The following is a 12,989-nucleotide window of genomic DNA, read 5'->3' as shown; positions in this document are numbered from 1 at the left end:
TCACGGAGGAACCATGGTGACCCCGGAACCCGGCACCCCGGAACCCGGCATCGACCGGCTGCTGGACAAGGTCCGCGGCCGCCTCGACCGGGTCGACGCCCGGACCGCCTACCAGGCTCAGCAGGACGGCGAAGCGGTGCTGGTCGACATCCGTCCGGCCGCTCAACGCGCGGCGCACGGCGAGATCCCCGGGGCGTACGTGATCGAACGCAACGTGCTGGAGTGGCGGCTCGACCCGCACAGCGCGGCGCGGCTCGACGTCGCCGACAGCCCTCGACTGTGGCCGATCGTCGTCTGCCAGGAGGGATACGCGTCGTCGCTGGCCGCCGCGTCGCTTCAGGACACCGGTCTGCCGCTGGCCACCGACCTCGACGGCGGCTTCGCGGCCTGGCGGGCCGCCGGGCTGCCGGTGATCGAGCCACCCGGCACGGCTGTCGATGACGGCGATCATCCGGAGCGGGGCGACGCCCGTTGATCGTCGGGCCGGCGGCTGATCGAATGTAACCGCCGGCCCGGCGCATCCACCGGACATCGAGGAGCGGTCATGCTGAGGTCACATCGGACGAACGGCCTGCTCGGCGTACTCACCGCCGGTGCGGTGGCCGTCGCGCTCGCCGGCTGCTCGCCACAGGCGGACGACCCGCCGGTGGATCCGCCGACGGCGGACGCCTGCGAACCGCAGCGGCTGGAGACCGTCGTGCCTGGAACGTTGACCGTCGGCACCGACCAGCCGGCGTACCCACCGTGGTTCGTCGACGACGCCCCGGAGAACGGTTCCGGCTTCGAGGGGGCGGTGGCGTACGCGGTCGCCAACCAGCTCGGCTACGAGCCGGACAAGGTTGCCTGGGTACGGGTGCCGTTCGCCACCGCGATCGCTCCCGGACCCAAGGAGTTCGACGTCGACATCAACCAGTTCTCCATCACCGAGGAGCGCCGGGCTGCGGTCGACTTCTCCAGCCCGTACTACGACGTCACCCAGGCGGTGATCGCGCTGGAGGGTACGCCGGCGGCCGCCGCGACGACCCTGGCCGAGTTGCGCGAGGTCAAGCTCGGCGCACAGGTCGGCACGACCAGCTACCGGGCGATCACCGAAGTGATCGCGCCGACGGCCGAGCCGGCGGTGTTCAACAACAACGACGACGCCAAGGCGGCGCTGCGCAACGGCACCATCGACGCGCTGGTGCTGGACCTGCCGACCGCGTTCTACGTCACCGCCGCCGAGATCGACGACGCCACGATCGTCGGGCAGCTGGCGCAGCCGTCCGGCCAGCCGGAACAGTTCGGCCTGGTGCTCGACAAGGGATCGTCGTTGACGGCGTGCGTCAGCGCCGCCGTCGACGAGCTACGCGGCAACGGCACCCTGGACAGCCTGCAGGCCGAGTGGCTGGCCGACGTGGCCGGCGCGCCGGTCCTGTCCTGACCAGTGCGCGGTTCCACGGCACCGGCCGGCAGCGCTCTGCCGTCCGCCGGCTATCAGCCCAGTGAGCTGCAGCGAGGGCGGGACGCGTACCGCCGCCGGCAAAGCGTCCGGTCGGTGCTGATCGCCGCCGCCTCCACGGCGGTGCTCGGCACCCTGCTGGTGGTGGCGGTCCGCAACTCCCCTGGCTGGCCCCGGGTCCAGCAGTCCTTCTTCGACCCGGCGGTGGCGGCCGACGCGCTGCCGGCGGTGCTGCGCGGGCTCTGGCTCAACGTACGGCTGCTGGTGTTCTGCGCCGCCGGGGCGTTGGCGCTGGGGTTGGCGGTCGCGCTGGCCCGGACCCTGCGCCCGGCGGTGTTCTTTCCGCTGCGGGCCGCCGCGACGTCCTACACGTACGTGTTCCGGGGCGCCCCGCTGATCATCGTGCTGTACCTGTTCACCTTCGGGGTGCCGGGGCTGCGGCTGGCCGGCACGCCGTCGGTGCTGGTCCTCGGCGGCTGCGCGCTGGTCGTCACCTACGGCGCCTACCTGGCGGAGGTGTTCCGGGCCGGCATCGAGTCGGTGCATCCGGCGCAGCGGGCCGCCGCCCGGTCGCTGGGGCTCAGCCACGCGCAGACGATGCGGTACGTGGTGCTGCCGCAGGCGGTCCGGCGGGTCGCGCCACCGCTGCTCAACGACCTGGTGGCGCTGCAGAAGGACGTCGGCCTGATCTCGTTGGCCGGGCCGATCGATGCGATCCGCGCCGCCCAGATCGAGACCGCGACCAGCTACAACTTCACCCCGTACGTGGTGGCCGGGGTGCTGTTCATCCTGCTGGCGATCCCGCTGGTGGCGGTCACCGACCAGGTGACCATGCGGGCCGCCCGGCGGCAGACCTGGGCCGGTACGGCGTGACAGCGACGGCGGACCCGGGCGGGCGCGGTGGGCCGCCGGTGCTGGTCTGTGCCGGGGTCCGCAAGGTCTTCGGTGACCGGGTCGTGCTGCGCGATCTGTGTCTGGAGGTGGCCGAGCACGAGGTGGTGGCGCTGATCGGCGGCAGTGGCTCCGGCAAGTCGACCCTGCTGCGGTGCGTCAACCTGCTGGAGACCGTCGACGACGGCACGATCCACCTGGACGGTCGGGACATCACCGACCCACGGGTCGACCCCGATCAGGTACGCCAGCGCGTCGGGTTGGTGTTCCAGTCGTACAACCTGTTTCCGCACCTGACCGTGCTGGACAACGTCACGTTGGCGCCGCGCCGGGTGCACCGGGTCGGGCGGGCGCAGGCGCAGCGGCGGGCGATGGAGCTGCTGGACCGCGTCGGGCTGGCCGATCAGGCGAAGCAGTACCCGGACCGGCTCTCCGGCGGCCAGCAGCAGCGGGCGGCGATCGCCCGGACCTTGATCAACGCGCCCCGGCTGCTGCTGCTCGACGAGGTCACCTCGGCGCTGGATCCGGAACTGGTCGGTGAGGTGCTGGCGTTGATCCGGGAGCTGAAGACCGACGGGATGACCATGCTGATCGCCACCCACGAGATGGGGTTCGCCCGCGAGGTCGCCGACCGGGTCTGCTTCCTCGCGGACGGTGCCATCTACGAGCAGGGGCCGGCGCAGCGGGTGCTCGACAGCCCCGAGCACCCGCGCACCCGGCAGTTCCTGCGCCGGCTCACCCGCACCCAGGCGGACTGACTGTCAGCGGCAATGGGACAGGCTGATCGCGAAGCGGCCGGCCGGGTCGGTCCACCAGTGGGTCAGCTCGAACCCGGCAGCGGCCAGCTCGGCGGTCACGCCGGCCCGGCGGAACTTCGCCGACACCTCGGTCCGCAGCTCCTCCCCGGCGGCGAACGGCACCGTCAGGTCCAGGTCGGCGACCTCGACCGTCATGGCCCGCTCGGCCCGCAACCGCATCTCGATCCATTCGTGCCCGGCGTCCCAACGGGCAACGTGCCGGAACGCCGTCGGGTCGAAGTCGGCGCCGAGCTGGCGGTTGACCACGTGCAGCACGTTGCGGTTGAACTCGGCGGTCACCCCCTGGGCGTCGTCGTAGGCGGCGACCAGGGTCGACTCCGCCTTGACCAGGTCGGTGCCGAGCAGCAGCCATTCACCGGGCCGCAGCACCGCGCGCACCGCCGCCAGGAACTCGGCCCGTTCGGCCGGCACCAGGTTGCCGATGGTGCCGCCGAGGAAGGCGACCAGCCGGTGGTCGTCAGCCGGAATCCGGTCCAGGTGCCGGGTGAAGTCACCGACGATCGCGTGGACCGTCAGCTGCGGGTAGTCGTGGTGCAGCGCGGTGGCGGCGTCGCGCAGCGCCGATTCGGAGACGTCCAGTGCCACGAACCGGTCCAGACTGCCGGCCCGGCCCAGCGCGTCGAGCAGCAGCCGGGTCTTCTCCGACGATCCGCTGCCCAGCTCCACCAGGGTGACCGCCCGGGTGGCGGCGGCGATGTCGGCGGCGTGCGCGGTCAGCGCGGCGCGTTCGGCCCGGGTCGGGTAGTACTCGGCCAGGGTGGTGATGCGGTCGAACAGTTCGCTGCCGTACTTGTCGTAGAACCACTTCGGCGGCAGCCACTTCGCCTCGGCGGTCAGCCCCAGCCGGACGTCGGCGCGCAACGCCTGCAGCTGGTCGGCCTCGGTCAGTGCGATGTCGATCCGCACAGTTCCTCCACGGTGTAGGCGGTCGGGGTCACGACGACGAGTCGGTGGTCCGGTACGGCGGTCCACCCCGGATCGTCGTCGGTGGGTTCGGAGGCGACGACGATCCGGTCCGGGGCGGCCCGGACGGCCAGGCTGTGGCCGACGGTGCTGGCCCAGCCCTGTTCGCCGTCGGTGAGCAGCAGGTTGAGCCGGGACGCCGGGGCCACCGCGAGCACGCTGGTGACGGTGTCGGCGATCGCGGCGGCGGGTGGGACGCCGGCCCGCAGCCGGTGGCGCACCAGCGCCCACAGCAGCGCGGCGTCGGTCGGTGCGTCGAGGGTGAGCAGGTCGGTCACCGGCAGGGTGGCGGCGAGGTCGGCGACGCTGCCCGGCCAGCCGGCCACCACCCCGTTGTGGCTGAACAACCAGCGGCCCTCGGCGTGCGGGGCGCAGGCCGTCTCGACCACCGGCATCCCGGGGGTGGCCGAGCGGACGGCGGCGAGCAGCGCGCCGGTGACGGTGGCCCGGGCCAGTTCGGGCAGGCTCTGGTCGGCCCAGATCGGTACGGCCCGGCGGTACCGGACCGGACCTGCGCCGGTTGCGGACCCGGTGCCGGTGCCGGTGTACCAGCCGATGCCGAACCCGTCGGCGTTGACCGTGCCGCCGCCCCGCATCTGCCGGGGTGCCCAGGACTGGCGGTACAGGCTGTGCGCCGGATCGATCAGCAGCGTCGCCAGGCTCGTGGGTGGGCCCAGGTACAGCTGGTGGCGGCACACTAGGCGACCTCGCCGGGCAGCGGGTCGCGGGCGGTCCGGAAGCCGCTGAAGATCTGCCGCCGGATCGGATAGTCCCAGTTGCGGAAGGTGCCCCGGCAGGCGGACCGGTCGGTGCCGAACGAGCCGCCGCGCAGCACCCGGTGGTCGCGGCCGAAGAAGACCTGCGAATACTCCCGGTACGGGAAGGCGGTGAAGCCGGGGTAGCCGTCGAACCAGGTGTCGGTCCACTCCCACACGTCGCCGATCAGCTGGTGCACCCCGGCCGGTGAGGCACCGGCCGGGTAGGCGCCCACCGGGGCCGGGGACAGGTGCCGCTGGCCCAGGTTGGCGTGCTCGGGTCGCGGATCGTCGTCGCCCCACGGGTAGCGGCGGGACCGGCCGGTCGACGGGTCGTACCGGGCGGCCTTCTCCCATTCGGCCTCGGTGGGCAGCCGACGGCCGGCCCAGTTCGCGTACGCCTGCGCCTCGTACCAGCCGACGTGCACCACCGGCTCGTCGGGCACGATCGCCGACCGTCGGCCGAACCGGGTGGCGCTGCCGTCGCCGTGCCAGTGGGCCGGCCCGGCGAGCGCGGCCCGCAGCCGGTGGGCCCAGCCCTGCGGGCTCCACCATCGCTCGTCGTGGTAGCCGCCGTCGTCGATGAAACGCTGGTAGCGGGCGTTGGTCACCGGCGCGCGGTCGATGAGGAACGCCGGCACGTCGACCGGGTGCGCGGGGCGTTCGTTGTCCAGCGCCCACGGCTCGGTGGAGGTGCCCATGGTGAACGGCCCGGCGGGGATGAGCACCTCGCCGTCGACCGGCCCGGCCGACGGCGGGGTGGGCGCGGCGGTGAGCACCGGCGGCCCGGTCCGCAACTGGTGGGTGGCGAGCATCGTCTCGTCGTGCTGCTGCTCGTGCTGGACGATCATCCCGAAGGCGAAGCCCTGCTCGACCAGTGGTCGGCCGTCGAACGCCACCGTGTCGAGCAGGTCGAGGACCTTGTCCCGGACGGTACGGGTGTAGGCGCGCGCCTCGGTCGGGTCCAGCAGCGGCAGCGCGGGGCGGTCGGCGCGGGCGTGCTTGAACGCGTCGTACAGGTGGTCGATGTCGGCGCGGACCGGATCCCGGCCGCCGACGTCGCGGACCAGCCAGAGTTCCTCCTGGTTGCCGATGTGGGCCAGGTCCCAGACCAGCGGCGACATCAGCCGCGAATGCTGGCGGACCAGGTCGGCGTCGTCGACGGCGTCGGTGAGGGCGCTGCTGCGTCGTCGGGCGCGGTCGAGGTCGTCGGCGAGTACGGCGCGTAGGTCGGTCGGTCCGGTCACAGGTCCTCCTTCGGCAGCCGGCGACGCAGCGAGTGCCGGATCGTGGTGGCGGTCGTCGCCGGCAGGCCGGTGTCGGCGAGGTGGTCGCAGGCGAGGCCGACGACGGCCCGTGCGGCGGCGGCCAACGCCGGGTCGGCCAGACCGACGCGGGCGGCGTCGGCCCACCGGTCGGCGACCGGGGCGGCGTGGCGCCACGCGGTACGCAGCGTCTCGTCGCGGGCGAACAGGCTGGCCAGTACGGCGACCGGCGCCAGCCAGTCGTCGGCCGGTTGGGCGTCGAGGTAGCGGATCTCCAGGTGGCCCTGCGGGCGTACCGGGGGGAAGAGCGTGCTCAGGTGCAGCGACAGGTCGGCGTAGGTGGGTGGGCGGGGCAGCCCGCTGCGGATCCAGTCGCCGAACCCGACGGCGCCGGACCGGGACCAGCCGTGCCGCCCGTCGGCGATGAACAGCGGCGGGGTGTCCAGGACCCGGCGGGTCCAGGCCGCCACCGGGTCCGTCGGCGGTTGTCCCGCCGGCTCTCCCCGCGGCTGCCCCGGCGCGACGGCGGTCGGCGGGGCGGTGCGGGCCGGGTCGAGGGTGAGCCAGGTCCGCATCCGGTGCGACACCCAGCCGGTGTCCCGGTCGGCGTACCGTGCCGAGTTGGCGAAGGTCGCCAGCAGCACCGGCCCGAGTGCGTGCGCGGCCGCCCAGCGCAGCGGCAGTTGGGCGGGGGTCCCGGCGTCGAGGCACACCTGCAGGCCGGCGGTGGCGCACATCATGGTCGCTCCGGCCGCGCCGTACCGGCCGAAGGCGTCGGCCATCGCGGTGTACCGGCGGTTGTGCAGGATGCGCCGGGGCGGCCGGTGCGGGTCGCAGCCGTGGGAGCCGAGCCGCAGGCCGGCCCGGGCGAGCCGGGCGTCGAGGGCGGCGGTGTCGGCGACGGTGCGCCGGTGCAGGTCGACGACGGAGTCGACCGGCAGGCTGGAGATCTCCACCTGGCCGCCGGGCTCGACGGTGACCTGCCCGCCGTGCGGCAGGGGTCGGTGCGGGCTGTCGCGGCGCAGGGTGGGTGGGGCGTGGTCGCCGAGCGCCCGGCCGAGGATCTCCGGGTCGAGTGGACGGGCAGGGTCGTCCACGTGGTGCACGGTCCATTCGAGTTCGACACCGACCCGCCGTGGTGGTCCGGTCTTGAAGCAGATCCGCCCGATGTGGCCGACGGCGGCGGCGACGTCGGCGATGACCTCGTCGCCGTCGGCCGGCCGCACGGCGTCGGACAGGTGCAGGTGCTGCACTCCCACCCCTCCAATTGTCACCGTATGTGACGTTGTGACAACAGTTCATCCCACCCTAGCCGCAGGGTCCGACAATCAGCGCCCCGGCGATCGGGCAGCGCCGCTATCCGGCCCCGTGACCAGGGCACCTCGGCAATATGGAAGTTCCCTCAGACGTCCACCGGTCGGCATTCTGATGAACATGCGATCACCTTCAGTGATCGGACTGACACCGCATCATCCGTACGCCGCATCATCCGATCGCCGCATCATCCGATCGCCGCACCATGAGGGAGCCACGATGGTCATCCGACGGGTCGTCGCGTCGGTCGCCCAACGCCAGGTGCGACACGTCCGTCCGGTGTCCGAGCAGTCGGCGCTCGGCACGGTCGCGACCGTGTACGCCCAGTGCGCCGAGGAGATGCGGCTGGTCATCCCACCGGTCCTGCTCCACTCGCCGGCACCGGAGACACTCAGCGCCTTCTGGATGCTGATGCGCGAACCGCTGCTGGTGGTGGGCGCGGTGGACCGCGTCGCCAAGGAGGCGGTCGCCGCCGGAGTGTCGGTCGCCAACATCTGCCCGTACTGCGTGGACATGCACAGCACCGGGCTGTACCCGCAGGCCGGCGAGCACGACGCCGAGGCGGTCGTCGCCGACCGGCCACAGACGATGACGGACCCGCGGCTACGGGCGCTGGTCGAATGGGCCCGCAGCGCCCATCTGCCGGACGACCCGACACCGGTGCCGTTCACCGAAGCGCAACGGCCGGAGCTGGTCGGCGTCGTCGTCGCCTTCCACTACCTGAACCGGATGGTCAACGTCTTCCTGACCAGCTTCCTGCTGCCACCCGGACTCACCCCGGCGGCACGGCGACGGTTCAAGCACGTCGTCGGCCGGCAGCTCGACCCGACGCTGCGGGCGGCACCCGTACCGGGGCGGTCGCTGCCGCTGCTGCCGGCGGCGGCGCTGCCGGCCGACGCCGGCTGGGCGGCCGGTGACCCGACGGTCGCCCAGGCGACGGCCCGGTCGTACGCGGCACTGGCCGCCGCCGGCGAACGCTGCCTGTCCGCGCCGGTCCGGCAGTTGGTCGAGGAGCGGCTGGCGAGCTGGCGCGGCGAGGAGACAGGGCTGGCCCGGCAGTGGTGTGAGGACCTCGTCGCCCCGCTGGGCCCACCCGATCAGGCTGCCGCACGGTTGGCGCTGCTCACCGCCCTGGCGTCGTACCAGGTGGACAACGAGACGGTCGCGGAATTCCGCCGGCACCACCCGGGCGACCAGACGCTGATCGAGGCCGCGGCCTGGGCCAGCTTCGCAGCGGCTCGTCGGGTCGGCGCCTGGCACGTCCCGACCGACCCGGTCCTGCCCGAGGCGCCGCCGTCGGGCCGGCACGCCCGGACCGGATAGCCGACCCAAAGGGGCACCGGCTGCCCGCGCCGGCCGGTGCCGGCATCGGCAGGCACCCGTACCGGAATGGAGAAACGCATGGCAGGCGTCATCGGCGCCGTCCGGCGGTTGGCCCTGGCGCCACCGCTGGCCGAGGTCACCTTCGCGCGCCGGGGCTTTCCCGGCGCATCGGCACCGGCCGCCCGCCGGTTGGAGGCGGTCCCCCAGGCGGTGATCTGCGGCTTCGAGTGGGCCATCGACAGCACCGACCTGTGGGAGCTGGAACGCCGGCTGGAGCTGGTCGAGCAGGAGCTGCGGGGCTTCGCCTACGAAGGGGCGACGATGGCACTCACCGTACGGGACGTCACCGGCGCCCGGCGCGGCCGGCGCACCCGCGACCTGCTCACCGGCAGCGGCCGGCCGCACCTGCTGCTGGCGTACATCGGGATCGGGTTCGCGATGGCCCGGCTGCCCCGGCCGCTGTGGCGCAAGGTGCTGCCCGACCTGGCCGGGCTGCCCTACCACCCCACCATGTCGTGGCTGGCGGTCGACGGGCTCGGCTTCGACCGGGCGTACTTCCACACCCGACGCTGGGTCGTCGAGCAGCGGCAGCCGGCGCCCTACCCGTGGCTCGGCCGGCCCGACTACTTCGGCCGCGCCTTCGACCAGGGCATCGGCCGGGCGTTGTGGTTCATCCACGGCGGTCAGCCACGGGCGGTCGCCGCCGCCGTCGAAGAGTTCGCACCGGCCCGCCGGGCGGACCTGTTCAGTGGTGTCGGGCTGGCGGCGACCTTCGCCGGCGGTGAGCTCGACCTGCTACCGGAGCTGGCCGGCCCGTACCGCGCGGAGCTCGCCCAGGGCGCGGTGTTCGCCGCCAAGGCCCGCGCCGAGTCCGGCTTCGTGCCGGCCCACGTGGAGACCGCGACCCAGGTGCTGACCGGGACGTCGGCCGCCGCCGCCGCCGCGCTCGCCGACGAGGTCGCGGTGACCGACACCGACGGTACGGACGCCGACGACACCCGTTCTGGCGCAGGCCGGCCTGACGGCCCGCCGGCCTACGAGACATGGCGGCGACGCATACGGGAGAGATTCGCCCCTGGCCTGCATTCGACCCAGCACTGAACAACAGAAATCAGAGCAACGCGAAGAAACGGCTGTCACCGTCGACGGCCGGTTCACGCATGCCCGTTCCGCATTATCGAGCAATTTCGGAGAAATTCCCCAACGTGGCATTTCCAAAGAAGGAATTCCGTCGCCCTGCTGGCCATGATACGGGGCGACGACTGCCATTCATCGAGGACAAGTGAGGGAGAGAGTTGGCAACGTACTGGCGTAAGACGAGACGCGCGCTCCTGACGCCGAAGCTTTCCGAGACGACCTTGGAAGTCCGCGGCTTCCATGCCAAGAACTCCACCTCACGCGACGTTCTGGAGACCGTCGGGCGGTCCTTCATCGCCGGATACGCGGCGGCCATGGAGGCGGGCACACCAGCGGAGGTCGCCACGCCACTGGCCGACCTGCCGGTGCGCTACCAAGGTTTCGCCTACGAGGGCGCAGCCATGGGTTTCGCCATTCTCGACGCACTGCCGTTCGGCCGTTCCGACCACGTTTCACGTTTCCTGGCCGGTCCGGGAGACGCACACGTCTACATGGCCTACGTCGGCATCGGCTGGGCAATGGCCCGGTTGCCGAGATTCCGGTGGCGGACACTGACCGCGCCGGATCCGCTGCTGCGCTGGCTGGCCCTGGACGGGTACGGATTCCACCAGGCGTACTTCCACACCGACCGGTACGTCCACCAGCAGCACGAGGAAACCGACTTTCCGTGGCCGATCAGCGGACCACGCTGGTACGCCAGCCGCGCGATCGACCAGGGCGTCGGCCGGGCCAGCTGGTTCGTCGGGGGCAGCGACCCGCAGCGGGTGGCCGAGCTGATCGACGCCTTCGCTCCCCACCGGCGTGCCGACCTGTACAGCGGTGCCGCGTTGGCGGCGACCTACGCCGGCGGCGCCGACGCCGACGAGCTCCGGACGTTGTGGGACCGCGCCGGTGACGCCCGGCCGCAGGTCGCCCAGGCCAGCGCCTTCGCGGCCGAGGCACGGGTGCGGGCCGGCCTGGTGGTGTCGCACAACGAGCTCGCCACCGAGATCTTCTGCGGAATGTCCGTGTCCGACGCGGCGGCGGTCAGCCGGCAGACCCGGCCCGACCCCGCGACCACCGGCCCGGTGCCGGCCTACGAGGTGTGGCGGGAGCGGGCCGCCAGCCAGTTCGTCTCTCTTGGGAGGTGCTAGTCCGTGTCGTCGACAGTTGGCTTGCTTCGCCGGCAACTCGCCGGGGTCATCGCGGTCCTGCTGATGGTGAGCCTGTTCGTGCTCGCCCGTCAGCCCGGCTACGCCGCTGACACCCGTGCGGGCCTGGCCGCCGGCTACTCCTTCACGCCGATGTCGATCGCGATGCCGGGTGGCTTCACCCAGCAGTCGATCCGCAAGGTCAACCAGGAGTACGAACACATCGACGCCTGGATCTCCTCGGTCGGTGCCGCGATCGCCATGAACGACCTCGACGGCGACGGCCTGGCCAACGACCTGTGCGTCACCGATCCCCGGATCGACCAGGTCGTGGTGAGCCCGACGCCGGACAGTCCGGCCCGGTACGCACCGTTCGCGCTCGACCCGGACCCGCTGCCCATGCACTTCGCGATGGCGCCGATGGGCTGCGCACCCGGTGACTTCAACGCCGACGGCCGGATGGACCTGCTGGTCTACCTGTGGGGCCGCACCCCGATCATCTACCTGGCCAAAGCCGACGTCGACGAACTCGGCCCGGACAGCTACCAGCCGACCGAACTGATGCCGGGGCCGTCCGGATCGGGCTACACCGGCCCTGACTGGAACACCAACACGGTCACCGTCGCCGACTTCGACGGCGACGGCTACGAGGACATCCACGTCGGCAACTACTTCCCGCACAGCCCGGTGCTCGACCACACGGTGTACGGCGGGGTGGAGATGAACCACTCGATGTCCCACGGGCTCAACGGCGGCCCGGACTACATCTTCCGGTGGGCCGGGGCGACCAGCGGCGCCACGCCGACGGTGCGCTACGAACGCGTCGACGACGCCATCCCCGCCGACGCCTCGACCGGCTGGGCGCTGGCCTCGGGCGCGGTCGACCTCGACGGCGACCTGCTGCCGGAGCTGTACCTGGCGCACGACTTCGGCCCCGACCGGCTGCTGCACAACCGGTCCACCCCGGGCAACATCGACTTCGCCATGGTCGAGGCGGTCCGCAAGGGCACCGTGCCGAAGTCCAAGCAGCTCGGCGTGGACTCGTTCAAGGGCATGGGCGTCGACTTCGGTGACCTCGACGGGGACGGCAACTACGACCTGTTCGTCAGCAACATCACCACGTCGTTCGGCATCGTGGAGAGCAACTACGCCTTCATCAACGACGCCGCCGACACCGAGGAGATGCGTCGCCGGCTCGCCGCCGGTGAGGCGCCCTTCACCGACCGCAGCGCGCCGATGGGCCTGGCCTGGTCCGGCTGGGGCTGGGACACCAAACTGGCCGACTTCAACAACAGCGGCCAGACCGTGGTCACCCAGGCGCTCGGATTCGTCAAGGGCGAGGTCAACCGGTGGCCGCAGCTGCAGGAACTGGCGACCGCGAACGACCTGCTGCTGTCCGATCCGGCCTGGTGGCCGAACGTACGCGCCGGTGACGACGTCGCCGGTGGGCAGACCCTGCGGTTCTTCGTACCCGACGAGACCGGACGCTACGTCGACGTGGCTGCCGAACTCGGTCTGGCGGTGCCGGTGCCGACCCGGGGCATCGCCACCGGCGACGCCGACGGCGACGGGCTGCTCGACTGGGCGGTCGCCCGGCAGTGGGCCGAACCGGTCTACTACCACAACGACAGCCCGTCGGCCGGTGCCTTCCTCGGCCTGCACCTGACCCACCCGCACGACGCCGACCCCGGGCAGGCCGGTTCGCCGGCGACCGGTGCCCAGGTCGTCGCCACCACCGCCGACGGGCGGGTCTTCCTGTCCCGGGTCGACGGCGGCAGCGGCCACTCCGGCCACCGCAGCCACGAGGTGCACATCGGACTCGGCGAGGTGACCGGGCCGGTGCAGGTGCAGATCAGCTGGCGGGACCGCACTGGTCAGGCACACGAACAGACCCTTGAGATGACCCCCGGCTGGCACTCCGTACAGCTCGGGTCCCAGGCCACGGTGAGGTGAAC

12 protein-coding genes are annotated in these 12,989 nt (G+C 72.4%); 8 read left to right on the top strand and 4 right to left on the bottom strand.

Annotated elements, in window-relative coordinates; translation table 11 throughout:
* The first annotated feature begins 13 nt into the window (after positions 1-13).
* From ACN28F_RS24725 to ACN28F_RS24710, 4 genes are all read left to right on the top strand, one after another.
* Entirely contained in the window at positions 14-475 is a 462-nt protein-coding gene (locus ACN28F_RS24725; protein WP_289210241.1) for a rhodanese-like domain-containing protein, read from the top strand.
* Positions 476-544: 69 nt separating this feature from the next.
* Positions 545-1,420: an ABC transporter substrate-binding protein gene (locus tag ACN28F_RS24720; protein WP_421359923.1), complete on the top strand. Its 876-nt coding sequence runs from the start codon at positions 545-547 to the stop codon at positions 1,418-1,420.
* Positions 1,421-1,423: 3 nt separating this feature from the next.
* Positions 1,424-2,311, top strand: a complete 888-nt coding sequence (locus tag ACN28F_RS24715; protein ID WP_421359922.1) for an amino acid ABC transporter permease — start codon at positions 1,424-1,426, stop codon at positions 2,309-2,311.
* Positions 2,308-3,087, top strand: coding sequence for an amino acid ABC transporter ATP-binding protein (locus tag ACN28F_RS24710; protein ID WP_421359921.1), 780 nt, complete (start codon positions 2,308-2,310; stop codon positions 3,085-3,087). The genes ACN28F_RS24715 and ACN28F_RS24710 overlap by 4 nt, the downstream gene beginning before the upstream one ends.
* A gap of 3 nt (positions 3,088-3,090) precedes the next feature.
* On the opposite strand, the gene egtD is transcribed toward ACN28F_RS24710, so the two are convergent.
* From egtD to egtA, 4 genes are read right to left on the bottom strand one after another with little or no spacing between them, the layout of a single operon-like run.
* Positions 3,091-4,053: an L-histidine N(alpha)-methyltransferase gene (egtD, locus tag ACN28F_RS24705; protein ID WP_421359919.1), complete on the bottom strand. Its 963-nt coding sequence runs from the start codon at positions 4,051-4,053 to the stop codon at positions 3,091-3,093.
* Positions 4,032-4,808, bottom strand: coding sequence for an ergothioneine biosynthesis protein EgtC (gene egtC / locus ACN28F_RS24700; RefSeq protein ID WP_421359917.1), 777 nt, complete (start codon positions 4,806-4,808; stop codon positions 4,032-4,034). The genes egtD and egtC overlap by 22 nt, the downstream gene beginning before the upstream one ends.
* Positions 4,808-6,112: an ergothioneine biosynthesis protein EgtB gene (egtB, locus tag ACN28F_RS24695; protein WP_289210236.1), complete on the bottom strand. Its 1,305-nt coding sequence runs from the start codon at positions 6,110-6,112 to the stop codon at positions 4,808-4,810. The genes egtC and egtB overlap by 1 nt, the downstream gene beginning before the upstream one ends.
* Positions 6,109-7,389, bottom strand: coding sequence for an ergothioneine biosynthesis glutamate--cysteine ligase EgtA (egtA, locus tag ACN28F_RS24690; RefSeq protein ID WP_421359915.1), 1,281 nt, complete (start codon positions 7,387-7,389; stop codon positions 6,109-6,111). The genes egtB and egtA overlap by 4 nt, the downstream gene beginning before the upstream one ends.
* A gap of 274 nt (positions 7,390-7,663) precedes the next feature.
* Here egtA and ACN28F_RS24685 point away from each other — a divergent pair, with 274 nt between their 5' ends.
* The 4 genes from ACN28F_RS24685 to ACN28F_RS24670 all read left to right on the top strand — a co-directional run bounded on the left by ACN28F_RS24685 (position 7,664) and on the right by ACN28F_RS24670 (position 12,987).
* Positions 7,664-8,767 (top strand): carboxymuconolactone decarboxylase family protein, encoded by a 1,104-nt coding sequence (locus ACN28F_RS24685; protein WP_421359913.1) that lies wholly within the window; start codon positions 7,664-7,666, stop codon positions 8,765-8,767.
* A 78-nt stretch (positions 8,768-8,845) separates the two neighbouring features.
* Positions 8,846-9,868 carry a DUF1702 family protein gene (locus ACN28F_RS24680; protein WP_421359912.1) on the top strand — a complete coding sequence of 341 codons (1,023 nt, stop codon included), beginning with the start codon at positions 8,846-8,848 and terminating at the stop codon, positions 9,866-9,868.
* A 194-nt stretch (positions 9,869-10,062) separates the two neighbouring features.
* Positions 10,063-11,037 (top strand): DUF1702 family protein, encoded by a 975-nt coding sequence (locus tag ACN28F_RS24675; RefSeq protein WP_289210232.1) that lies wholly within the window; start codon positions 10,063-10,065, stop codon positions 11,035-11,037.
* Between the two features lie 3 nt (positions 11,038-11,040).
* Positions 11,041-12,987: a CRTAC1 family protein gene (locus ACN28F_RS24670; protein WP_421359910.1), complete on the top strand. Its 1,947-nt coding sequence runs from the start codon at positions 11,041-11,043 to the stop codon at positions 12,985-12,987.
* The last annotated feature ends 2 nt before the right edge of the window (positions 12,988-12,989 follow it).

Source organism: Solwaraspora sp. WMMA2101, assembly GCF_049179175.1.
Lineage (GTDB): Bacteria > Actinomycetota > Actinomycetes > Mycobacteriales > Micromonosporaceae > Micromonospora_E.
This window is presented reverse-complemented; position numbering and strand designations above follow the sequence as displayed.

What these genes read in the sequence shown, in the direction of transcription:
- ACN28F_RS24725 (WP_289210241.1), top strand. Translation starts at nt 14, where the DNA reads ATGGTGACCCCGGAACCCGGCACCCCGGAACCCGGCATCGACCGGCTG.
- ACN28F_RS24720 (WP_421359923.1), top strand. Translation starts at nt 545, where the DNA reads ATGCTGAGGTCACATCGGACGAACGGCCTGCTCGGCGTACTCACCGCC.
- ACN28F_RS24685 (WP_421359913.1), top strand. Translation starts at nt 7,664, where the DNA reads ATGGTCATCCGACGGGTCGTCGCGTCGGTCGCCCAACGCCAGGTGCGA.
- ACN28F_RS24680 (WP_421359912.1), top strand. Translation starts at nt 8,846, where the DNA reads ATGGCAGGCGTCATCGGCGCCGTCCGGCGGTTGGCCCTGGCGCCACCG.